The sequence below is a fragment of the Lentibacillus jeotgali genome (assembly GCF_000224785.1).
Classification (GTDB): Bacteria; Bacillota; Bacilli; order Bacillales; family Amphibacillaceae; genus Lentibacillus; species Lentibacillus jeotgali.
Genome location: NZ_AGAV01000016.1, coordinates 77560 through 102419, shown reverse-complemented (window position 1 = coordinate 102419; position 24860 = coordinate 77560). Strand labels below are relative to the sequence as shown.

Annotated in this window: 18 protein-coding genes; 3 read left to right on the top strand and 15 right to left on the bottom strand. The window is 43.2% G+C overall.

Annotated elements, in window-relative coordinates:
* Positions 1–235 precede the first annotated feature (235 nt).
* Positions 236–1255, top strand: coding sequence for a YheC/YheD family protein (locus tag ON01_RS13725; protein WP_010531638.1), 1020 nt, complete (start codon positions 236–238; stop codon positions 1253–1255).
* 18 nt (positions 1256–1273) lie between these two features.
* On the opposite strand, the gene ON01_RS13720 is transcribed toward ON01_RS13725, so the two are convergent.
* The 15 genes from ON01_RS13720 to galU form a co-directional block, all read right to left on the bottom strand.
* Positions 1274–2851, bottom strand: coding sequence for an ATP-binding protein (locus ON01_RS13720; RefSeq protein ID WP_010531637.1), 1578 nt, complete (start codon positions 2849–2851; stop codon positions 1274–1276).
* 19 nt (positions 2852–2870) lie between these two features.
* Positions 2871–3917, bottom strand: a complete 1047-nt coding sequence (locus tag ON01_RS13715; RefSeq protein ID WP_010531636.1) for a CapA family protein — start codon at positions 3915–3917, stop codon at positions 2871–2873.
* A gap of 67 nt (positions 3918–3984) precedes the next feature.
* Entirely contained in the window at positions 3985–5439 is a 1455-nt protein-coding gene (locus tag ON01_RS13710; protein WP_010531635.1) for an acylphosphatase, read from the bottom strand.
* 20 nt (positions 5440–5459) lie between these two features.
* Positions 5460–7088, bottom strand: a complete 1629-nt coding sequence (locus ON01_RS13705) for an acylphosphatase (RefSeq protein ID WP_010531634.1) — start codon at positions 7086–7088, stop codon at positions 5460–5462.
* 29 nt (positions 7089–7117) lie between these two features.
* Positions 7118–8746 carry an acylphosphatase gene (locus ON01_RS13700; RefSeq protein WP_010531633.1) on the bottom strand — a complete coding sequence of 543 codons (1629 nt, stop codon included), beginning with the start codon at positions 8744–8746 and terminating at the stop codon, positions 7118–7120.
* 39 nt (positions 8747–8785) lie between these two features.
* A complete protein-coding gene (locus ON01_RS13695; RefSeq protein ID WP_010531632.1) occupies positions 8786–10183 on the bottom strand; it encodes an ATP-grasp fold amidoligase family protein in 1398 nt (465 codons plus the stop codon).
* An 80-nt stretch (positions 10184–10263) separates the two neighbouring features.
* Positions 10264–12600 (bottom strand): glycosyltransferase, encoded by a 2337-nt coding sequence (locus tag ON01_RS18590; RefSeq protein WP_010531631.1) that lies wholly within the window; start codon positions 12598–12600, stop codon positions 10264–10266.
* The gene (locus ON01_RS13685) at positions 12587–14509 is read right to left on the bottom strand and encodes a glycosyltransferase family 2 protein (RefSeq protein WP_425357509.1); all 1923 of its coding nucleotides are present in this window, start codon (positions 14507–14509) and stop codon (positions 12587–12589) included. Before ON01_RS13685 ends, ON01_RS18590 begins: the two co-directional genes overlap by 14 nt.
* Positions 14510–14550: 41 nt before the next feature.
* The gene (locus ON01_RS13680) at positions 14551–16110 is read right to left on the bottom strand and encodes an ABC transporter ATP-binding protein (protein ID WP_010531629.1); all 1560 of its coding nucleotides are present in this window, start codon (positions 16108–16110) and stop codon (positions 14551–14553) included.
* Positions 16111–16125: 15 nt separating this feature from the next.
* The gene (locus ON01_RS13675; RefSeq protein WP_010531628.1) at positions 16126–16902 is read right to left on the bottom strand and encodes an ABC transporter permease; all 777 of its coding nucleotides are present in this window, start codon (positions 16900–16902) and stop codon (positions 16126–16128) included.
* Between the two features lie 31 nt (positions 16903–16933).
* Positions 16934–17737 (bottom strand): glycosyltransferase family 2 protein, encoded by an 804-nt coding sequence (locus ON01_RS13670; RefSeq protein ID WP_010531627.1) that lies wholly within the window; start codon positions 17735–17737, stop codon positions 16934–16936.
* A gap of 12 nt (positions 17738–17749) precedes the next feature.
* Positions 17750–18880 (bottom strand): glycosyltransferase, encoded by a 1131-nt coding sequence (locus ON01_RS13665; protein ID WP_010531626.1) that lies wholly within the window; start codon positions 18878–18880, stop codon positions 17750–17752.
* A 6-nt stretch (positions 18881–18886) separates the two neighbouring features.
* The gene (locus ON01_RS13660) at positions 18887–20017 is read right to left on the bottom strand and encodes a glycosyltransferase (RefSeq protein ID WP_010531625.1); all 1131 of its coding nucleotides are present in this window, start codon (positions 20015–20017) and stop codon (positions 18887–18889) included.
* 170 nt (positions 20018–20187) lie between these two features.
* Positions 20188–21495, bottom strand: coding sequence for a UDP-glucose dehydrogenase family protein (locus ON01_RS13655; protein WP_010531624.1), 1308 nt, complete (start codon positions 21493–21495; stop codon positions 20188–20190).
* Positions 21492–22388, bottom strand: coding sequence for a UTP--glucose-1-phosphate uridylyltransferase GalU (gene galU / locus ON01_RS13650; protein ID WP_010531623.1), 897 nt, complete (start codon positions 22386–22388; stop codon positions 21492–21494). The genes ON01_RS13655 and galU overlap by 4 nt, the downstream gene beginning before the upstream one ends.
* 308 nt (positions 22389–22696) lie before the next feature.
* Between galU and ON01_RS13645 the strand changes: the two genes are divergently transcribed.
* Positions 22697–23395, top strand: coding sequence for a C39 family peptidase (locus ON01_RS13645; protein WP_010531622.1), 699 nt, complete (start codon positions 22697–22699; stop codon positions 23393–23395).
* Between the two features lie 84 nt (positions 23396–23479).
* Entirely contained in the window at positions 23480–24853 is a 1374-nt protein-coding gene (locus tag ON01_RS13640) for a vWA domain-containing protein (RefSeq protein ID WP_010531621.1), read from the top strand.
* Positions 24854–24860: the final 7 nt, after the last annotated feature.

Genomic DNA, 24860 nt, shown 5'->3' with positions numbered 1-24860 from the left:
ATGTTATTATAGTTCATGATGTATTTAATGTTAAGCTAATTCGCATAATTCCAAGTGTATTATGCTACAAAATTTGACAATTTTATTACAAAAATGCATCACACTTAACATTTTAGCAAAACATTTTTACTTCTGTATAGGTATATTTTAGCTGATTTAGGTTTGCCCGGGTAAAATGGGGGAAATCTAAAGTGTATACCTATTTATATTAAATCTTGAAAGGAAGGAACACATAATGATTGTTGGTTACATGCGGAATATTAAGAAGCCCCAAAAATTTGTAAGACTTGTTGCTAAGGCTACTAAGTACAACGGTATAGATCTGGTCTATTTCACTGCAAACGATGTTGATATGGAGCGGGGAGTCATTAACGGTCTGATGCTTATTGAGAATAAATGGGTGCGTAAAGAAGCCCCGGTACCTGAATTTATCGATATCAATGTCTATTGCTTTAAACATAAAAAAGTTATGAATTTCCTTCGAGCAAGAAGCACTTTATCCTCTGGCAGATTTGCCCCAAAAGATATCGTGAACAAAAGAGTTTTAGAGGATGGAGTGTTCGCTCATTTAGTCATACCATCAGAAAGCATTACAGATTTTAAAACATTCCATAACTTTCTTAAGAAACACGAAACCATCATTATCAAACCGAAACTTGGCCATAGAGGAGAAGGAATTTACATGCTTTCGAAAAATAAGAGTGATTACATACTGACCTACGAAAATCAGGATACAAAATTAAATAAACGCAAACTTAAACAATTCTTTAAAAATGATATCAATCATGAACAATACATCTTTCAAAAGCATATCAACTCAAGAACTAAAAACGGGGAACCGTTTGATTGCAGGATACGACTGGAAAAAAACGGGCTCAATAAATGGCAGGCAGCAGCATATTTAATCAGAATCGGTACGGGGCAAAAAATCGTATCAAATGTTGCACAGGGAGGCAGTGTCAGTGAATTAACACCCTACCTGAAAGCGAACTATGAAAACTGGGAAGCTGTCAGAGACTCTCTTAGGGATATAGGCAATAAATTCCCTTATAAAATGGAGCAAATTTTTAATAAGAAAATAACATCAATGGGTATTGATATAGGAATTGATCAAGATGGGAAGCCATACTTATTTGAGGTCAACACTGCACCTGGCCATGAGTTCGCCATGGGAGATATCGCCTTAATAAAATCAGAGCATTATAAATACAGACTCACCAAAACGAAAAGTAAGGGTAAAATTCAGGGATGTTGACATTGTCAACATCCCTTTTCATACTATTTTCCTCTTAATTTTTCTTAATACGCTAATAGGAAGCTTAATCACTCTAAACACAAAAAATTGCTTTTTCTGTTCCTTCTTTTTCTGCTGCGCGGGTTTTTGCTGTGATGTTTTCTTCCTTGTTTTGTTATTGTTCTTGCTCCCGGCATTTTGTCTTAATTCAAACCCTACTTTAACCGGCTTATTAAACATCATCCCGTTCACATTTGTTACATTGGCCGACTTGGGGGATGATTTCTTTATGACGTCTTTAAACGATTTGACCACATATTCCGACCCTGCAACCACAACAGAAATACTGTTTTTATCAATCGTTCTCACATAGCCATCCAGATTTTTTTCCAATGCCTTCCGCTGCAGCCATTTGTGATATTTTTTATTAAAATTGCTTCCTGTTACAACATAACGCCTCACTGTTTTCAGGCCAGCGGGAATCGACGGTATTTTAATCTCTTTTGCAGTGCCTGCTTCAAAACTGTTAACGACCGTTTTGAAATCAAAAATATATTTAACATCCGTCGCCTTGTCATTCTTAGTCTCCGGAAAGTAATAATCAATGATATGTTTAGGAATATCAATCGCTTTACCCTCGATTGGAAATACGTGGTTGCTAATTTGAGCTCTTGAATTAACCTCGTTAACGACGCCTTCGTTTGTATCAAGGTTGATGAGCATATCAACCCCGGCATGTGGAAGCCCTGGTATCGCATTTACTGCCGATATGGCTATATCCTTCATTTTTTGGGATAGATCATCCGTTACGTTTACTGAATCACGCTGACCAAAATATTCCCCATTGCGCCTCAGAAAAACTCTTTCACCCTTTTTTGGAACATGCGATGAAGCTAAGCCTTTTTCTTGCAGGAAATTTTCCATTGATCGATCAATTTTTATGTTACTGGATGACAGGAACGGACTTTTTTGCCTTTCCTTGTTCTTCTGTTCAAGTAATGTGCTGATGTCCGACTTCCCATCCCCAACAACACTGGCGGCCCTTCTTTGGAAAGCACCTATTACTTTATCTTCGAGAACATAAACTCTAAAGTCATCGCCCGTGAAGAACCTCTCAATAATAATACTTCTTTCATTGGCTCTAACTTTTTTTAAGACTTCCTCAAGCTCATTTTCATTTCTTATATTTGTTTTGACACCGGCGCCACCGCCATCAGAATCACTCGGCTTTACGACTACCGGAAATCCTAGTCTTTTAGCATAACTGATCATAGTTTTGAATGCGGTGCCTTTATCGAAAAATTTACCGCCGGGTGTGGGAACGCCTGCTTTTTCCAAATACTGATTGGTCAGCCCTTTATCCCTGCATATCTCTTTCGCTTCTCTGGAAACATAGTCTCCACGCGAACCGCTAAACACATGTTTCGTTCTTCCGTCACTTAACGAAAAAGATACAGAGCGCAGCAATCCAGATCCTTTTTTCTTAATAAACCTTAGCTCTAACCCTCTGCGCCATCCTTCCAATGCCACCGTATACATACAAGTTCCTTTTCCTTGTGCAGCTTTTGGAACAGCATCTTTTAAATGTGGCAACCATGTATTCTTATAATTCTCCATTGGAATTCACCTTATTTCATTAGTTGATCTCAAGCGATTTAATTTCTTTTCGCATTCGATTGATTACGTCTTCATACACCTGATTAGAGTCAAATACCAATTCCGCAGTTTTTATTTCTTTATTGTCTTTTATCCAATCACGGAAGACGTGAATTTTATAATTTCTTTGCTTTTCATTACTCATGAAAGTCAGTTCATATTTTGGATTTTTGATTTCAATACCTTTGTAGTTTTTTCGTGGCTTTGTAATATCCAATGACAATACCGCACCTATTTGCCTATGTAACCCATTCTGACCTGTAAAGAAATTGCCCAATGAGTAAGCGACAAATGAGTTAGTCCCGCGGGACGTCTCAATCCACTCAGGCGGCTGTAACACATGAGGGTGGTGGCCAATTATAACATCGGCTCCCGCGTCAGCTAATGAAGCAGACATTTCCCTTTGAGTGGATGATGGGTACAGATGATATTCTTCGCCAAAATGCATATTTGCCACAATGACATCAGCAAGTTTGTTCTTTTTAATCCTTCTCAGTGTACTGTATATTTTCAATTCGTTAATTTCTTTGAGAGAGTTAGACAGATATGGCTTGTCATCAGGGATCTTAATAGAGTTTGTGCCTCTTGTGAAAGATACAAAACAAATCCTGAGACCATTTTTCTTAATGATACGCAGCTTGTCCCGGTCCTCAAATGATTTATAGCCACCATCATACTCCAAACCAATTTTCCTTAAATTGTTGATGGATTTCATTAACCCTTCTTCACCGCGGTCCAGCATATGGTTATTGGCAATACTTACAATGTCTACGCCCATATCTTTCAGTGTATAGCCTAATTCCACCGGGCTATTAAACCGTGGATAAGAAGAAAGACCGATTTCTTGGCCAGCAATAATTGTTTCTAAATTTGCAACTGTAATATCCGTTTTGCCCAATAAGTGAGCAGCATTTGCTAATTTCTCATCAAATTTATAATCAGATTCCTTCTTGGTTCCGCCATATACCCTGCCATGGGGTAAGATATCGCCTACAGCTGTCAAAGAAACGTTTTGATTGTTTTTCATACCTTATACCTCTCTGACCTCAGTGTTGTAATGAAAATATCATCTTTTCTTGTGAATTCATACTTGATTAACTCTTCCTGGCCTTATTCATACTCCTAATTTCAAATCCTATTTTAATTTGTTTATCCCAGATGTATTCCTGGATATTGCTGACCTTTGCTTGCTCCGGACCTTCATAGCAAATGTCTTTAAATGCATCAACGTTGCTTTTATCTGTATCGCCAACAACGACAACAAGTTTCCCATTGCGTAAATTTCTTGTATACCCATGTAAGCCTCTGCCGACAGCCTGCTTCTGCAGCCACCTTCTAAAACCTACACCCTGTACTTCTCCCGAGATGACATACCGTTTTGCATACAATTTGCCAACCGGTGCATTTGTAAGTTCCAACACTTTTACAGTTCTGCTTCTGAGCAGTTCCAGAACAGCTTTGTAGTCAAAGTAAATTGTCGTGCTTCCTGCTGCTCCTCCCTTCATTTCAGGAAAATAAAAGTCAACGATTTTTTCTGCTACATTCCGCGCTTCTCCGTATAAGGGAAATGTATGCAGTGAAATGCCGGCAGTAGCGTTAATTTCAATAATCACCGCACCACTTTCATTAACAATTATATCTGTACCAGCGTGAATTAATCCGGGTATAGCTTTTACAGCATTTATTGCAGTGTTTTTAATATCGTCTGACAGTTCTTCTGTCACATCGACCGAATCACCGCCTGAAGAAATATTACTCTGTCCTTTCAAGTAAATGACCGTACCTTCTTTAGGTATATCGGTAAGCTGCAATTTCTGTAGAGACAGGAAATTCTGGATGTTATCATCGACTTTTATCAGCCTTGTTGATGTTTGGGGATTTAATGTTCTTATTTCATTCTTTAACTCAATTAACTCTTCGATTGTGTGTGCGCCATCTCCCGTAACATTGGCTGGAACCCTTTTGGTGGCACAAATCGCCTGATCTCCAATCACATAAACACGGATATCTTCGCCACTAATATGCCTTTCTATAATAAACTCCGTGTATTCAAATTCGGAAAAAACATAAGCTAGACTGTCCCTTAAGCTTTCATCTGATTTAATATTGGTGATGATGCCCTTGCCAAGACTGCCAAAGGTCGGCTTAACAACCAATGGGAACCCGATTTTCTTCGCCGCCTGGATGACGTCTTCCAGATCTTCTTCTTTTGAGAAACTAAAACCTTCAGGAACCGGAACACCCGCTTTTTGAAGATATACCTTTGTTTTTTCTTTACTGGAGCCGATGTCCACAGCATCATTCGCTACCCGATCTCCCCTCGACCTGTAAAAATAATGCGTCCTTTCTTTTGAGCTGAGGGAGAACGTTTTTCCTGTCGGCTCAAACCCGATAAGCTGAAGGTCGGTAACATCGAAATGTTCACTATAAAATGTTAGGGAAAGCCCTCTTCTCCATCCTTCAAGTGCAACCAGAAACGAATCAATATTAAACCTGCGTACACCGTAAAGCATTTGCTTTGAAAGCCAATTAGGATACCCCTCTTCCATCAGCAGCTCTCCCTTAAATATTATTTACTCTTTTTTATTGCACTCCCAATTTTTCTGAAAGGCTCTGTGAATCTCCAGGATGTGCTATCCAAAATTTGCTGGTTATCTTTCTCGATCCGATTCTTCTGTTTCGTCATATGCTTCAGGTCTTTTTCCATTTTTCTTAATGCAAATTGAGCAGATTTCAAACTGGTGGTATTATACACTTCGGCAATTTCAAATCCTACCATCACAGATTCATCATAGTCTTCTTCTTCGATATTTTTAATCTTTGAACTTTGCGGATACTGATCAATCATTTTTTTAAACTCTGTTATCTCTGACTTATTCGTCCCGGCTACGACGATTTCGATTTCATCAAATACCATATTTTTAACATAGCCGTGCAGGTTTCGGTCCAGTGCCTGCTTCTTTAGCCAGCGATGGTAGCTGTGCCGCTGTACAGTTCCAGTCACAACAAACCGCTTCGCATGCAGCTTGCCCATTGGGGCTGACGTAACCTCCACCTCAATCGCAGATCTGTTTTCCAGGGGTTCCAAGACATCAATTAAATCAAAATAAATCTGAGAGTCAGACGTATCCATTCCTTTTGTTTCCGGGAAATAATAATCGATAATCGCACCGGGTATGTTACGTGATTTCCCTTTCAGCGGGTAAAGTATGCCCCCGATTTGTGCGGTTGGGTTCAATTCGATCACCACTGCTTTATTGCCATTAACGATCAGATCGACTCCTCCATGGTATAGCCCTGGAACAGCTTTTAGAGCATTGACAGCGACTTCTTTATAATGCTCAGGCATTTTATCCGTAACATCGATTGGATCACCGCCTGAAGAAATATTGGTTTTCTGTCTGAGAAAGATCTGCTCCCCTTTTTTAGGGATGCTTTCCAATGTGTAACCCGATGACTGAATAAATTCGAGAATTTCCTTATCCATTTCAATCAGGCAGCTGTTTAACCTTGCATTCCTTTTTCGCTCAATATTTTTCAGCTCAATCAGTTCCTCGATATTATGTGTGCCGTCCCCGATAATGTTGGCCGGGACCCTGTTATACGCTCCGATTGCCTTGCCGTCGACAACGTAGACACGATATTCCTTGCCTTCTACATACTGTTCGACAACAACTTCACCATAGCCCAATTCATCTCTAACATACTCAACTGCTTTAATAAATTCTTGTTCATTTTGCAAATTTGTCCTGACACCATTTCCCAAGCTCGCATTGGTCGGCTTGAGTACCAGCGGAAAGCCCAACGTTTTCGCATAATCAATAATCTCATTATCTGTCGCTTCCTCTTCAAAACCTTTCCCCTGTGGGACTGGTACGCCTGCTTTATTAAGCCATTCCTTCGTATCATCTTTCTCGGAGCCGATTTCCACTGCTTCGTTGGTTACTTTGTCTCCCCTTGTTCTAAAGAAATAGTGTGTCCGTTTGTCAGAACTGAGCGAGAATAACCTTCCGGGCGGGTTAACACCGAAAATAACCATGTCATTAAAATGTTCCGAGTCCTTTGTATACCATTTTAATTTAAGCCCTCTGCGCCAGCCTTCCAGTGCCACAGCAAATGCATCGAGCCGTGTCTTACGTGCATTTTTGACAATGTCATTTGTAAGTTGAGGCAGGCTTATTCCCTGTTTCTCTTTCATCCTCATACTCCTCCATTTTTATGACCAGTTTATTTAAATTTCTTAAGCAGGGCACCGGCAAGTCTGATTGGTTTTGTCGCCCGCCATGACATGCTTTCGTAAAACTTCCTGCGCTGCACTTCTGCTCGCTTCATCGCCAATTCGATTACTTCAAAGTCCTGCTTGAATTGCTTTATTTCTTCGCGCTGTGTTTTTAAATCAGCTTTTATTTCAAAACCGACCTTAATTGGCTCATCATAATCATTTACCAGGACTTCCATAACTTGCGCCCGTTCCTCGTCTTCCCATAATCCATTTCTAAAGTCATCAACCATTTCGGGGTCTGTTCCGGCTACAACCACTTCAATATCACCATTTTCCAGATTGAGGACAAATCCATGCAGTTCTCGTTCAAATGCTTGTTTACGCAAGCCGCGATGATAGCCAATATCCTGGACATCCCCGCTAACTGTATATTTTTTGGCATACAGTTTTTGCATAGGTGATGGTGTGACGGTGGTGGAATTAGCGTCCCTTGACTGCAGTGGCTCCAGAACATCCTGAAAATCAAAATACGTCTGCTTTTTGTTAACCTTTAACGCAGCTGTTTCCGGAAAATAATAATCAATAATGGCAGCTGGTATGTCACGGGGCTCTCCTTTGATCGGGTATAGAAGTCCGCCAAGTTGTGCTGTCGGGTTAAGTTCAATGACAAATCCTGCTTCACTTACTGGTCTATCAATGTGAATAATCAAGTCAACCGCTCCATGGGCCAAGCCGGGGACACCTTTGATGGCATTGACTGCCGTATCCTTGATCTCTTTCGGGAGTTCATCCATAACATCAACTGGGTCGCCGCCGAGTGAAATGTTGCTTTTATCACTTAAAAAGACATGTTCATTCAACTCAGGGACAGTTGCCAATGAATAGCCTTTCCGGCCGATATATTCAACCACATCTTCATTTACATTGATTGGGCAACTGACAAGACGGGGGTTTAATTCACGTTCATTATTTTTTAGTTCAATTAAGGATTCGATTGAATTAACGCCGTCACCTGTTACGTTGGGCGGAATCCGGTTCATTGCACCCACTACCTGCTCACCGACGACATAAAGGCGATATTCTTTCCCGGGAATATAATTCTCAATAATGACATCGGGATAATTCAGCTCTGAACGCACGTATGTAAGTGAATATTCCAACTCGCCCGCACTTGTAATATTGGAAATAACACCTCTGCCAAAGCTCCCGTCTGTCGGCTTCAGGACAACAGGATAACCGATTTTTTTCGCATATTCGATGATGGCGTCATTGGTTGCCTCTTCAGTGAATTGCCTGCCCTCCGGGACGGGGACTCCGGCTCTATTTAACGCCTGTTTTGTTTTTTCTTTATCCTTGCCGATTACGACAGCTTCATTGCTGACTTTATCCCCTCTTGTCCGGAAGAAATAGTGTGTCCGGTCTTTGGAGCTTAGGGAAAAAAGCTGTCCGGGGTTATCAACATACCAGGTATACATCTCACTGAATTTTTCTGAATCCTTCACATGCCACCGTAATGTCAGCCCTCTCCGCCAGCCTTCAAGGGCGACAGCGTATGCGTCCAGTAAATTGCCATGTGCCTCTGAGATAATCTCACTGGACAGATGCGGCAGCCATTCTGTGTTGTTCTCTACCATTTAGACTTCCTCCTATAACCCAGCCCGTTTAAAACGTATTTATTTCCAATGATCAGCTAATTCGTTGTAATCGTTAAATTGCTTTCCTTCCAGCAAATCATTGATTAATCGGCCTTCTGCTTCCACAAAATAATCACCAAGCCACTGGTCTGTGGCTTTATCAAACTCGTCGTAATTTCCCGGCTTTGGTGTGAATTCACCGAAAACCAATTCATTTTCGGATCGCAGATAATCTATCCGGATGAACGGTGCCGGGATCTTCTTACTTATATCCGAAGCAGCATCGAGTTCATGCTTGAACACGCCTTTTCCTGTAAACAGATTTTGATCATATTTGCCTGTCCTTACACGTTCACCGGTGGCTGTCCACCAACAATATTTGAGCTCAGGATAACGAACAATCTCCAGGATAAGGCCTATTTTCCCATAAAAACAATAAAATTTGATATCACTTGCAGGCGTCTTATCGCATTCCAAAATGAGTTCTTCAATCACCCATTCATCCAGATTCACCCAGCCGGATTCAAGATCCTGGTTCATGTTTGCTTTCAGTTCATCCCAATTTTCGAGTTTGTTCGATCGTTTCATATCCACTATATCATTAAAATCATTTACAAGATAGACGCCACGTGAACCTGCGCCAGCAGCCGGTTTAATGACTATCCTTTCTTTCGCGGGCAGATTATTGATGCTGTATGTTTCGTCCGATGTCCAAGGTCTTCTGATTCCAATGGCATCTGCAAACGTATAACCAGCTAGCTTATTATCCAATAACCACTCGGGTAGTGAACCCACGAGCTGCATTTGCCGCATGCGCCTATTCAAGCTGGCCCGGAATGAGACGGCCGGCCGCAGTGAGATATCATCCGTCACACCAGATCTGATCATAAATTCGGGGATGTCTTCCATCTTCAGGCCGGTCAATGCACTGGCATAGACCATATTTCGAAAGTCTTCCTGCTCATTCATGAAAAGCCGGGCTGCATACTGTAATGCGCGGTTATAGTTTAGCTCATGCTCCTGCTTTTGCCGGATGAGTTTGCCAAGGTAATCCAGCAGCTTCCCATCATTTTTGGCCTCGCTGATGGCTTTTAGCATTTGGTTGCTGTCCGGCGTGCGGCTATCCATTCTAAGCCGGTTATTCTCTTCTTCCGTATCATGCAAAGCCTGCTGTGTTTCTTTTAGCTTTTCTTCCAAATGCCTAATATATGCGTTTTGCTTTTTCCTGGAACCGGACTGCTTATGCAGAGGCTTCGTGTACTTCCATGTTTTACTGTTTTCAATGTGATTAAGCTGTTTTTTATCATCTTTGATAGACTTATTCGTTTGACCGATTTCTGCTTCCTTTTCCATCAGCTTTTTTGTCAATTCCAATTCCATTTCTTTTTCCGATCGGTACGTATCATTCAAATGGTTATTGTCCGTTATTGTAACCATCCCCTTTTATCCCGCTTCTAAATGCCCGATTCTGTTCTGCTGACATTCAGTGGAAAAAAAGCGTCCCACTAAAGGAAATGTCACTCTGTATACGGGTTCGTGTCAACGAGCCAGTTTTCGAGGAACATTTTATAAGAAATCTGGTTTTCTGTTTGTATTGCCGGCCAGTTATCGTGTGCCAAATAAACAAACCTTAATTCGTCTGCCTTGTTTCTTACTAATGTATCACGGATGGTGTCATTTTTCGCATACCATTTGCCCTTTTTATCAAAATATGTCATCAGCCTCTTTGAAGCTGTCCGAATGTTATAACCACCCGTCCGCTCAATAACTGTAAGTACAGCAGCTGGTTTTATATTAGGGATATACTGCTGTTTTTCCTGTAAAATGGCTGGGTTTTTAACAAGCAGAATATCACACGTGATCGATTCGCCATACACCAGCATTTGAATGTTTTGGCCATCAATCAGTTCGCGAATGTCGGGATTCACTTTTTTGGCGGTATTAAATGTATATTCGGCCATTTGTATTAGACCTGTCCTGAGACCCATCGATTCATGTGTGCGTATTTCATCGATTGTGTCCTTTAGACTGTCAGTTGGCAGACGGAAATCCGCGGCAACAACACTATCAAAATGGCGATTGCCAGCAGGTTTTTCTTGGCGTTTTGGCCACATCGGTTCAGGCACCGGGAAAAAGCGGCTCGATTGCAGTGGCGGATAATATAATGAGTTCGTCCTCTTATGATGGAATTCAAAGCTTTCGACATATTCTTTGCGAACGCCTTTGAAAAATCCGTTGTAGCCAAATGCCGAACTGCCGGTCAGCGATGTGACGGATTGTCGTGGCAGTGATAATGGGCCAGTTTTTAAACCCACAAAATTCTTGCTGCCAAAAACCTTTACGAGTCTACGCTTGAATTCACCATCCGCAGCAAATCGTACACTGTCCCAATAGCCGACCTTTTTTATTACCGGCTCCCGTCTGAACATTAATGAGGACATGTTGGAAAAGATATATTTTCCCGGCGTTCCCCGACGGTAAAATTGGAGTGCTTCGGTCAACCGGGCATGCTCGGATGTATTGGCGATGATTTTTTTGTTTTTTTGCAGGTGCTTAGCCTGTATCTCGATCTTTTCAGCATGTGACCAGTCATCTGAGTCATTAACTGTTACAAAGTCGCCGGTTGCCGCCTTCAAGGCGATGTTTCTGGCAATGTATGGGCCGCTGTTTTCCGGTGTTGATAGCAGGGTTATCCGGGAATCATGTTTCATATGTTCACGAACTACGTCTTTTGTGTTGTCAGAACTGCAGTCGTCAACAACAAGCAGTTCAATATTCTGCCACGTCTGCGAAAGGATGGATTCAATCGCGATTGAGATGCCGTCCCCAGCGTTATAGGCAGGCAGAATAACCGATACTTTTGGACCGTTTTCGATTGTCTTGTCCATCGGCTTTGTGGTGAGATCATCGTATGTGGCCGTCTCGATCGATTCAGGGGCGCTGTCGCACGAGCTCATGAGGTTCTCGCACGAGTTTCTGTTACCGTCGCACGAGTTGCCCCCACTATCGCACGAATTTGTGCTTTCTCCGCACAAGTTGGCGCTGCCCTCGCACGAGTTTCCGTCGTTCCCGCACGAGTCAAAGTGATTGTCGCCCAAGCTTACAGGGTTCGAGTCCGCACCACTCGCAAAATAAACAGGCTGCAGTTTGTATGCCTTCATCACTTTATTCAGCCATGCAGTTCGCGCCTCAATCGTTTCTTCGAGATTCGCATAGGCCAAATATAGATCCGGGTGCTGTTCGCGTTGGAGCGCAACACTAATCACGTGTTTTCCTTTTTCAGGCTCATCCAAAATATCGTGGCATTCTGCTTTGATGATCGCAGCCTTCCGCAATCGTTCTTGATCGTGTTCACTGTTCATTACGGCCGGGAGATAGTTCAAAGCCTTAATCGCACCCTCTTTTGTATACTTACCGGCATGCCATAAGGCGAGTTCCCAGCTGACGGCACGTTTCTGGTAACGGTTTTCCGGCTGTTCGTATATGGCTTCCAAATCGGCCAATGCTCTTTCGATGAATCCTAATTCATATAAATAATAGCGGTACTTTTTCAACTGATTTTCCGCTTTTTTTCGTTTGTATGGTTTGCTGTAAAGTTGTTTTATGTTTCGTCTGCCTAGCAAGTAAGCAGCAGTCGAGCGCATAAACCGGACACAGTTCCGCTTCAGGCGACTTACTGCTTTTAGTTTGCGCTGGATGACGTTGAACTGGGCCTGCCGCTCCATTAATTGCTTCTCTGTCGCTCGGTGGTGAGCCTGCTTCTCAGCAAGCTCCTGTTCGAGTCTAGTCAATTGCTCCTGTTTTTCCTTGTTCCGTTGTTTCAGTTCAGTGAGTTTGTCGTTATTGGCGGGCATTCTCTGAAACCTTCTTCCCGTCCTGAATGATGGTACTGAGATTAAATGCCTCTTTATTACACATTCCGGTCTTTCCGAAATAAGAGCGCATTTGTTTCCGGCAAAATCCGATATCAAGCCCTTCCGGAATGTGGTGTGACCTGACAATTATTTCATCCGCTGCAACATCAGGAACGTATTGCTGCCAATCCACAAGAATGGTTGGATCCATGACCACCAGCATCTTCGCACTGATCTTTTCACCATAAACAAGCATTTGCATCTCGCTGCCATCAATCAATTCGCGAAACAGCCGGCTTATCCCGTGGGTGTTCGCCAAATCATAATGATATATTTGAATGAAACCAATCCGCTTATTATGACCTTTCAGGCTGGTGATTTCCTGAAGTATCTTGTCATTTTCATCTACATTCCGGTAATCAGCTGCTATCACGATATCGAACAGCCGCCTTCCTGATACTTTTTCCTCGCGAACAGGCCACATTGGTTCAGGCACCGGAAACGGCCGCTCAGTTTGCGGGTACGGATAATATAGTGAATCCGCCCGGCTGTGATGGTATTCCAGACTTTCCACATATTCGAGCCGCACACCTTTGAAAAAGCCGTTATAACCAAAGGCCGAGCTGCCTGTCAATGACGCTACCGACTGTCTTGGCAGGGATAGCGGTCCTGACTTCAAATCAACAAACCGCGTTTTCCCGAATGCTTTGATAAGCCGGCGTTTAAATTCCCCGTCTGCCGCAAAACGCACACTGTCCCAGTAACCGATTTTTTTCAGCACTGGTTTCCGTCTGAACATGGTCGAGGACATATTTGGGAAAATATATCTGCCGGGCGTTCCGCGCCGATACAGTTTCAGCTCTTCTGTCAGCCGTGCATGCTCGGATGTATTGGCCATGACTTTCTTGTTACTTTGCAGGTGTTTTGCTTGAATTTCGATTTTTTCCGCATGTGACCAATCATCGGAGTCGTTGATGGTCACAAAGTCACCGGCAGCTGCCTTCAAGGCAATGTTTCGTGCGACATATGGACCGCTGTTTTCCGGCGTGGACAGCAGCGTAATCCGGGCGTCATTTTTCATGTATTCACGTACAACGTCTTTTGTATTGTCAGGACTGCAGTCATCAACGATGAGCAGTTCAATATTCTGCCATGTCTGGTTTTGAATCGATTCAATCGCTGTCGAGATACCATCTTCAGCTTTGAAGGCCGGTAAGATGATCGAAACTTTCGGACCTTTATTGACTTTTTTATCGATCGGCTTTGTCGTTAAATCATCATACGATACAGCACCATTTGCCGATTGAAAAGTAATGGGCTGTAAATGGTAAGCTTCCATTGCTTTATTGATCCAAGTGGTGCTTTTCTCAACTGTTTCTTCAAGATTAGCATATCCCAGATATAGATCAGGGTGCTCCTGCTTTTGGAGCGCCTTATCAATCACATCTTTGGCCGCATCCATTTCATTCAGCATATCGTAACACTCCGCTTTAATGATTGCTGCGCGGCGTAATTGATCCTGATCCGTCTCGCCGTCTGTGACCGCCGGAAGATACGCAAGTGCCTGACGTGCGCCTTCCTTGGTATATTTGTTAGCGTGCCATTGTGTGAGCTCCCAAGCCGCCATCCGCTTCAAGTAGGCATCAGTCGTATTTAGATAAATGTCTTCGAGTTCAGATAGTGCCCTATTCGTAAAGCCCAATGTATAAAGGTGGTGCCGCAATTGTTTCAGCAGCTGCTTTTGCTCATGTTTTTTGCCATGGCGTGTCAGTCTCCGCAGTATATTCTTTTGCTTATCCGACAACAAATTGGAAATGGCTTTTTTCTTTTTCTCATCCAAGACCGTATATAACGCCCAATCAACGAATTTGCTGATTGCTTTTTTAATAAACTTGATCAAACCATTCACCACCTAATCATGGACTCTATCTGATCTGTGTTTTGCTGGTTTTAATTTTTTGCGGCTTTCTTCGGGTTAGCTTTTTTGACGGCCTGTTTCTTGTTATTTAAACCGATCGATTCACGGTATTTAGCGACGGCATCTTCTGCCCCACCGTCAAAACGAACCTGTCCCTGCTCCATCCAAAGCGCTCGCGTGCAGACTTTTTCAACAAAATTCATATTATGGGAGACGATGATTACCGCTTTGGCACTTTCAATCATATCCTGAATCCGTTCACTGGCCTTTTCCTGAAACGCCATATCACCGGTCGACAGCGCTTCGTCGATAATAAAAATATCCGGTTTGAGTGTTGCCGCAATACTAAAGCCGAGCCGCGATTTCATGCCGCTGGAATATTCTTTGACGGGTTTATCGATTGCTCCCTTTATCCCCGAAAATTCCACGATTTCATCATACTTTTCATCAACGCGCTTTTTCGGAATTCCGAGCAACATCGCATTTAAATAAATGTTATCGCTGCCTGTTAGCTGCGGGTTAAAGCCTGTACCATACCCCAACAGTGCCGATGTCTCACCGTTCAGTTCGATTTGCCCTTCATCGGGCTGATATATCTTCGTGAGCACTTTGCATAACGTACTTTTCCCGGCACCATTATGGCCAATAATCCCGACAACTTCTCCGACTTTAATTTCAAAGTCCAGGTTCCGGAGTGCCCAAAATTTCCCTTTATTTTTCAGCTGGAACGAAACACCGACATTCTCCGCTTTAATCACAGTATTGTCCTGTATCGTTGTTTCAGTTTTATCAAGCTGCAGCAGGCGTCGTTTCCGTGGTGGACGCTTCGGCATTGTCGCTTTATAATGGGCAATGACTTCTGTCGGATCACCATCTTCCCGGATGACACCGCCATCGACCCAGATCAGCCGGTCACAATTCCGCTCGGCATACGGCAGGCTGTGCGTCACGATAATCACCATTTTTGCGCGTTTGACGAGCTCCTTCATTTTTTGTGCTGCCTTCTGACTGAACTTCGCATCCCCGGTGTTCAGCGCTTCATCAAGAATAAGGATTTCCGGTTCGAGATGTGCTGCAACACTGAAGCCGAGCCGCGCTTTCATGCCGCTCGAATAATATTTCATCGGTTGATCCATAAAATCGCCAAGATCGGAAAATGCATGAATGTCATCAATGTATTGATTGATCAATTCCTTATCAATTCCGAGCATCATCCCGTTCAAATAGACGTTTTCCCGGCCGGTCAGCTCTTTGTTGAAGCCCATGCCGAATGAAAACAGTGCCGTCACTTTACCACCGACACGCATATCGCCTTTGTCCTGACGGAGAATACCGGTAATGATTTTACTGAGCGTGGTCTTGCCTGCGCCGTTAGAACCGATAATTCCGAGGATCTCTCCCTGAAGTCCTTCAAAGTTAATATCTTTAAGCGGCCAGACCTCCTTTGGCTTTTCCACTCTGCCACGGTTTTTGAAGAAGCGGAATACCTTTGATTTATAATCATCCTGCTGCTTGCCGCTTTGGAATGACACACCAATATTCTTCGCTTTGATTACTTTTTCTTCTGTTGTCGGATGCTGTTGGTCAGCCATACTAAAACCTCTTTTTTACAAAGCTTTAATGATTTTGTGTTCGTTCTTGCTGTAGTGATACAGGGTTATGACAACTGCGACAATCGAGATAGCCGTAATGATCCCCAAACTCATAAAATCAGGGGTGATCTGACGCATCAGAATGTCCCGATAGGCAGTTACGATAATCGCAACCGGGTTGAGATCCACAAAAATACTGTATTCAGGTGGCAACCGCCCGCCTCGCCAGATGATTGGGGAAGCATAGAAAAATAACCGTGTGACATATGTCAGGATATTGTCAATGTCCCGGACGAATACAGTGACATAGGCTAATATAAAGCCGACTGCCATAAGAAATATCATCGTAATCACTACAAGCACCGGCAAATAGACAATGTGCCAGTCAGGCATAATACCATAGATTGCCAGGAACATGGCGATGACAATTAAACCAAATAAGAAGTTAAACATCTGTGAAATCGTAAATGACAATGGAAAAATCGATTTCGGCAAATAGACCTGATTGATAATCGAACTATAGCGCAAAATTGATTTCGCCGATGAATTCACCGCCGAGCTGATCCATCTCCAGACAACGAGCCCGATAACAAGGAAGACCGGGTAATTCTCGCCGCCTCTTTGCAAAATAATCACGACTAAAAAGTAATACACCATGACGTTCAATAACGGGTCAAGCAGCCACCAGAAGTAGCCCAGATAGCTATTGCGGTGCTCTGCTTTCAGCCCGGATTTCACCAAATAAAATAATAAATCTTTTCGTCTTAGTATTTCCTGTAGATATGTTTTCATAACTTAACATGACACCGCCTGATTCATACATTTAACTGTTACGAGCTGATAATTTATATTTAATCGTATTTTTAATCCCTTTCAGAGCATAATGGAAAAAATACCATAGGCTTTTCAGGATGTTCTGATGTTCAACTTGCCGGTAAACATACCATTGCCGTTTCGCAGCTTTTACTTTGTTGCTGGAAATCGAATTTTCTACTGATCTGTATTTAGCCAAAACTTCCGGGAGCCCATACGCTCGGAAGCCTTTTTTCGTTACGGCGAGCCAATAGGCGTAATCCTGGCGCGTCCGGATATTGACCATTTTCAGATGACCGACTTTATCCCTGTCAATCATCACCGTGAGACAGCCGATCACACAATGCTTCAGCAGATCGCTGTATCCGACAGACACCGGCGCTTTGGACACCGTGTCTGTCATAGTGCCGTCCTGTGTGATTCGCACATATTTCGTGAACGAAAAGGCAATATCTTTCTCCTGCATGAAGCGCAGCTGGTTCTCCAGCTTTTCCGGAAACCAGAGATCATCACTGTCCAGAAAAGCAATATAATGCCCGCGCGCTTTCTCCATGGCTGTATTGCGGGCAATTGCAGAGCCGCTGTTTTCCTCAAGTTCGACCAATTTAATACGGTCATCCTGTTTTTCATACGTTTTTACATCTGTGACCGTTCCATCTGAGGAACGATCATCCACGATAATCATTTCCCAATTGGAATAGGTTTGGGCAAGAACTGATTCAATCGTCTCGTTGATAAATTCCTCCGCATTATAAGCAGGTGTAATGACTGAAATGAGCGGGTTCGCTTCCTGATTCGTATGTTTGCTTGCCATATTATCACCTATTTAACGTTTTGCAGTCAATTGCTCATACCAATCAATGAGCTTCTCTTCTTCTGCGTGCCAGTTCAGCTTGTCCATGACAGCTTTTTTGCCGTTTTCTCCCATACGCTTTGCCTCCTCAGGGTTGTTCCGCAAATAGTCAATTGCTTCCCTGATTCGCGATTCATCGTAAGGGTCAACAGCGAGTCCGCATTCATACGTCTCGACGAAGTTTTTCCACACAGGGAAATTCGAGCATAGAATCGGCAACCCCGCATTCATATACTCAAAAAACTTCGTGAGTTCTTTTTTCTTATAATGCTCGGTCGGCGGGAATAGCGCAATCCCGGCAAGCCAGTTACGGCTGAGATACCTTGCTTCGATATCCTCTTTCTCAATAAACTGGTCGATTCCTTCCAGTTCGAGCCGCTCTTTTTGATCACCGGCAATATCATACATTTCTTCCGCTAAGTCACCCGGGCATTTTCCGACAAAATGAACCGACACCTGATCATGAATCAGCGGGATTTTCGCGTGAATCTGCGCCCCCCGCACATACGACACATTCCCAGTATACAACAATTTATCTTCCAGTGGTTCATGATTCCGCTCGTGTTGAACAAACGTTTGATTAACTGTTGGATAATTCAGTATGCAGTATCCCCTCGGGTAAATATCTTTATAATACTTTTCCGCGAGACACAGTTCCATCTTCCGGGAAAAGAATTTCTCCATATATCTATACGCAGCAGCCGTTAATTTTCTAATGGGCCTGTTCAGATAATCTTTCTGCATAATACTGGTGGTATAATCTTCATGTATATCATAAATAACGGTATTATGGTTCTTTTTCAGGAGCCATCCGACCGGCAAAAGTTCCGGGTCATGAAAATGGTAGACGTCCGCACCCAGCGCTTTTGCTTTCTTATAGGCCTTCATCGCTCCGAAAATCATGCGTTTCAGCCTGCTTTTATACGTTCTGACAGGAATATGACTGATTGGGTTTTCTTTTTGCGCTTCATTTTCAGCCTCCCGGGCAATCAATGTCACATCATAGCCAGCATTTTTCAGTGACTTGCATTCTTTATGATAGATTCTTGGATCATACGGATGATGGACGGTCGTTAAATGCACGACACGCTTTTCGGTACTCACACTTGGTCAACTCCTGTCGCTTTGGCCGATTGTTTGCATGAACGCCTCTTCATACTGTTTGGCAATCTGCCTTGCATCAAACGCTCTTGCACGTTCTTTACCTCTATCGACCATTTGCATCAATTGTTCGTTATCCATTATCAGAGTTTGATACAGTTTCAGAGCTATATCCTCAGCATCTCCGACATCACACATCACACCAAATTCCCCGTCGTTCAACACCTCGCGGGCACCTGGCCTGCAATTGGTGGAAACGACCGGAATTCCTGTTGCCAGCGCTTCAGCCAGCACATGGCCAAAACCCTCATGAAGCGATGACAGTACAAACAGATCGGCATGCTTAAAATAAATATAAGGATTGCGCTGAAAGCCGAGAAAATGGACGCTATCGGCTATCTTCAGTTCTTCTGCCTTTCGTTTTAATGTAGCTTCCAGTTCTCCCTCGCCCAAAATCACAAGCTTCGTATTTAACCGATCTTTAAGCATGGCAAACGCGTGAAGCAGTGTTTCGTGATCTTTGTCTTTGACCAGTCTGCCGGCTGTGATGATGACTTTCGCGTCACCCGCAAATATGTGTTTATGGTCTTCGGCAATTTGCCCGTTATCGATAAGATGCTCGATACCATCCACGTCGACCGGGTTGTAAATCACCTGGATTTTTCCCGGCTTCACTTTGTAGCGCCTGACGATATTTTCCTTAACACCGTTAGACAACGCGATGACCTTGCTGGAAAATCGATATAATAATCCATAGGCTCTCAATTTCATATTTGCTGAAAAGTCACCGCCTAAATAAGCTGCCTCTCGGACAATGCTTTTCGCTGATGTGAATGACAATAACTTTGCCAATATAGCAATGGTATTATAGTTCGGAATCGTACTGAACACGATAGCCGCCTTTTCATGTCTGATGACTTTTGCCAATGGGAAAATGGCTGATCGTAATCGTTTTGTTTCCAGTTTAATAAAATTAATATCCGATTTCAGATAGTCTTCATAACTTCCATTATAATTCAGAGTGACCAGCACTGGGTCAATTTTTGTCCTGTCCAGATTATTGATGATGTTCAGCATTGTTCTGGCTGCTCCGCCGGCACCCATTTGATAAATGAAGAAAAGCACTTTTTTCTTTTTCACGGTATTCAGCCTTCCCTGATAAGGTCCATCATTTATTGCTTCCTATTAATCTCAACGCATTATACCATAGCAGCGCAAAATAATAAATTGTCAAAATAGATCGATACACGTCAGAATGACCGCTTTAAAATGAAAAAGGAGTCGGCCTTGTGCCAACTTCCTTTTTCACGTTAACTATACACAGTGGGCCGACCAATTGAATGATATTCCACACTGCTTCCGACCAGCTGGTCTAAGTCAAAGCAGTTTCTGCCGTCGAAAATGACTGGATTGTTCATGTATTGCTTGTAGTCGCTTAGTGGAAATGCTTTTATCTCATTCCACTCCGTCAATATTAATGCCAGGTCAGCTCCGTTTACGGCTTCTTTTACACTTGAGGCGTAAGTGATTTTGTCCGACAGTATTTGTCTGGCGTTATCTGCTGCAACCGGGTCATAGGCATGGACTTCTGCGCCCTGTTCAAGGAGGTTTTCAGTCACAAAAATGGATGGTGCTTCCCGCATATCATCGGTGTTCGGTTTAAACGCCAATCCCAAAACAGCAACCTTTTTACCTTGAATGTCTTTGAACCGTTCCATCACTTTGTCGACGAGGATGACCTTTTGTCGCTCATTAACACCGACCACATTTTCGAGCAGCTGCATATCGTAGTCAGCATCTTTTCCAACTGATATGACAGCTCTTGTATCTTTCGGAAAACACGATCCGCCATAGCCGATGCCGGCATTCAGAAATGAGCTTCCAATTCGTTTGTCCATGCCCATCCCATCAGATACATTATCAATATTCGCTCCCAGCTTTTCACACAGGTTAGCCATCTCATTAATGAAACTGAGCTTCGTTGCCAGAAATGCATTTGAAGCATACTTAATCATTTCCGCGCTCCGCAGATCCGTTCTGACGATAGGGAGATCGAAGCCGGCGTTAACCTTTTCCAAAATATCAAGCGTTTGTTTATCGTCTGAACCAATAATGATTCTATCCCCGTTAAACGTATCATGTACGGCTGATCCCTGACGCAGAAATTCAGGGTTGGAGGCGACATTAATGGTTACATGCACAGGCAAGCCCGATTGGATAGTTTCTTTGATATGTTCATTCGTCCCAACCGGCACTGTACTTTTTGTCACAATGATGGCATTATGATCAAGTGTTTCTGCAATCGATGCACATGCTTTATCGACATACGTTAGGTCAGCGGCGCCATCTTCGCCCTGTGGGGTTCCGACAGCTATATAAATCAAGTCTTTGTTGGCCAGGCCTTCTTTATAATCGGTTGTAAAGTGAAGGCGTCCTTCTCCGATATTTTTCTGGAGAAGTTCGGGCAGGCCTTTTTCATAGATGGGACTTTTGCCTTCCTTCAGCATAGCGATTTTTTCGTCATCTATATCGATACAGGTGACTTGGTTGTCTGTTTCAGCCAGGCAAACGCCGGTTACAAGCCCTACATAACCGGTGCCGATTACTGCGATATTCATTTTCTGCCCTCCTGGCTATTAAGGTTGTTGAGTGTTTTTTCCATATAATCTTTAATATCGTTGTGCAGATCTCCCCGTTTCAATGCAAAGTCGATCGTTGCCTGTACGAACCCAAATTTATTACCGATATCATACCGTTCGCCTGCAAAATCATACGCTAAAACCTGCTCTTGCTCATTCAATGTTTCAATGGCGTCGGTCAGCTGGATTTCATCACCTTTCCCCGGTTCCTGATTTTCCAGGATATCAAAAATGGATGGACTTAAAATATACCGTCCCATAACCGCCAAGTTGGAAGGTGCATCTTCAATGGACGGCTTTTCCATCAGTGACTCGATGGCCCGCACGTTTGGCCCGTAATCCTGATCGCCCGGCTGCACGATTCCATATTTCGAAACGTCTTCTTCCGGTACACTGTGCACGCCGACAACTGACAGTTGATTGTATTCGTAGACGTCGATGAGCTGTTTCAGGCATGGCTCGTTCGCTTCGACGATATCATCGCCCAAAAGAACGGCAAAAGGTTCATTCCCGACAAAGCTGCTGGCACAAGAAATCGCATGACCAAGCCCTTTAGGTTCTTTTTGCCTTATGTAATGAATGTTTGCCAGATTAGAAATGGATTGGACCACCTCCAGCATTTCCGTCTTACCCTTATTGGCTAACTTTTCCTCTAATTCATAGGAAATATCAAAATGGTCTTCAATCGCTCGTTTGCCTCTGCCAGAGATAATGATAATGTCTTCAATCCCCGAAGCTACAGCCTCTTCAACAATGTATTGGATGGTTGGTTTATCAACAATCGGCAGCATTTCTTTCGGTTGGGCTTTGGTTGCCGGCAAAAACCTGGTCCCGAGACCGGCAGCAGGTATAATCGCTTTTTTGACTTCCATGTTTGTTTTCTCCTTTGATTATGCGCTAGTTGGTTTAAATAATTCCTCTTGGTATATACGTTAAAACATTATTCGGTGACATTCATTACAAGTTTATCACTGGGCCTTTCGGTAATCAATCGACAGTATTTTATGTGGCTATAAAGCAAACAACCTGGTGTTAGTCCACGGACACCTCCAAAAAATGGATTGCTCTTATCGTTTAAAAATTTGTCAAAAATTATATTGAATAGCGTACTTTTACCGAAAATAATAAGCGTGTTTTTGTGTTATATTGTAACTTAGAATTGATGTGGGAGGTTGATAAAGTGTCAGCAAAGCGATTTCTCGGACTGATCGGTATTTGTTCTTTTATTCTATTTGCAATTGCCAGACCAAAACGAGCTATAGCACCAGCGTCAAACAGGAAAATCAAAGGCGTACCGCTCTATTATCAATATCCGGAGCTTCCGACCGGGTGTGAGGCAACATCACTGGCAATGCTGTTAAGCTGGGGGCTTAATATACCGGTCAGCAAATATACAGTCGCGGATGCGCTGCCGAAAGGGCCCAAAGTACATCACGTTGACGGCGAATGGAAAGGTGCTCATCCGAATAAAGCGTTTGTCGGGGATCCGTATACCGATTCAGATGACGGAAGCTTTGGTGTCTTTGAGGGTCCAACCCTGACAACACTTGAGAAGTTCATGCCGGGTCGTGGTGTGGATTTGACGGGAGAGCCGTTTGAAACAATCCTGAAGATTCTCCGCTCGGGAAATCCTGTTATGGCCTGGACCACGCTTGAACAGCGGGAAACATTTTACGGAAAGACATGGACAGATGACGACGGGGATGTAATCGACTGGTACCAGAATGAACATGCCGTTGTGCTGACGGGAGTCGATAGTAATGATGTGATCGCGCACGACCCGCATACCGGTAAAGTGGAACGCTATGACAGGGAGCTCTTTGAGAAGAATTGGATATCTCTGGGCGGACGTGCTGTAACGCTTAGGAAAAAAGACTGAATCTCCCATTGTATTTTTTTCCGGGTTTGGTACTATTATCTTAAGTATCTAATCGTCACTCGATAAAGGGAGAGGAAAAATTTGATGAAAAAGGATTTTGTTTTGGGGTTTCTAGTAATATCCGTCTGTTTTTTACTTGTTGCATGCGGTTCAGATGAGCAGACAGCTTCAAGTGAAGAAAAGCAGGAATCCAAGCAATCTGAAGAAGGGAAAACGAAAGAAGTAAAGGAAAGCCCCGAGGAGGACTTTGAAGTCGCAACAACCATCGAAGAAATCATCGAGCAGGATCCGGGGAAATATGCAGGTAATAAGTACAATGAAGCAGTAGTCCACCGCGCATTGGATGAGAAGAACTTCCAGGACAAGGACAGCTTTCAGGTTTTTGCCCATTTACTAAGTCTGGTAAGTGAATCCGGCCAATATAAAGCGTTTCACTCATTTGCTGAAGAATTTAACCCGCAGATCGAAACGGCTGTGTCCGAGACACCTGGCAGCATGGAACTTGATAACGGTGAGACCGTAAATGGAACGGCGAATATTGCCATACTTCTTGATGCAAGCGGCAGCATGGCACAAAAAATCAACGGGACAACCAAAATGAAGCTGGCTAAAGAAGCCATTAATGATTTTGTCGCTTCCTTGCCTGAAGCGGCCAACGTATCCTTAAGAGTCTACGGTCATAAAGGGAGCAATGCTGACAGCGATAAGGAAGTCTCATGCGACAGCTCGGAACTGGTTTATGAATTACAATCCTATGATAAAGGCAAGTTCCAGGATGCACTTGATAAATTTGAGCCGACTGGATGGACCCCCATTGCAAACTCCATCTCTTTGGCCAAAGAAGATTTTGAAACCGCGGAAAGCGCCAGCCAAAATACCATATACATTGTAAGCGACGGTGTGGAAACGTGCGATGGTAATCCGGTAGAAGCTGCCAAAGAACTCCACGATTCCAATATCGAAGCAGTCGTCAACATTATAGGTTTTGATGTTGACTCCAATGGTCAAAAGGAACTGCTGGAAGTTGCCGAAGCAGGCGGCGGTGAGTTTAAAACCGTTGATTCAGGAGAGGATTTTCAGGAAGTCTGGGAAGATGAACGCGTTCGGTTATACAATGAATGGAGCTCCTGGAATGCCGACAATTATAATAATGTATCCGGTGAACAGACTGATAAAAAGAATGAATTGTACGGGAAAAAGTCGGATTTCATGAATTTGACCTATGATGAGGAAAGCCATCTTAAAGATGCAGTGTATTATCTCGAGGACAACGAGCAAATCAGTGATGAAGCCGGCGATGAACTGATGAGTCTGATTGATCAGCGCCAGGGTATACTGGCAGATTATGAGGAAACATTCAATTCACTGCTGGAGACGGTTGATGAAGAAGGCGATCAATTAAAAGATGACATTAATGAAAAAGGCGATGAAATGAAGGAAAAGTATGATAATGATTAAATGGAAA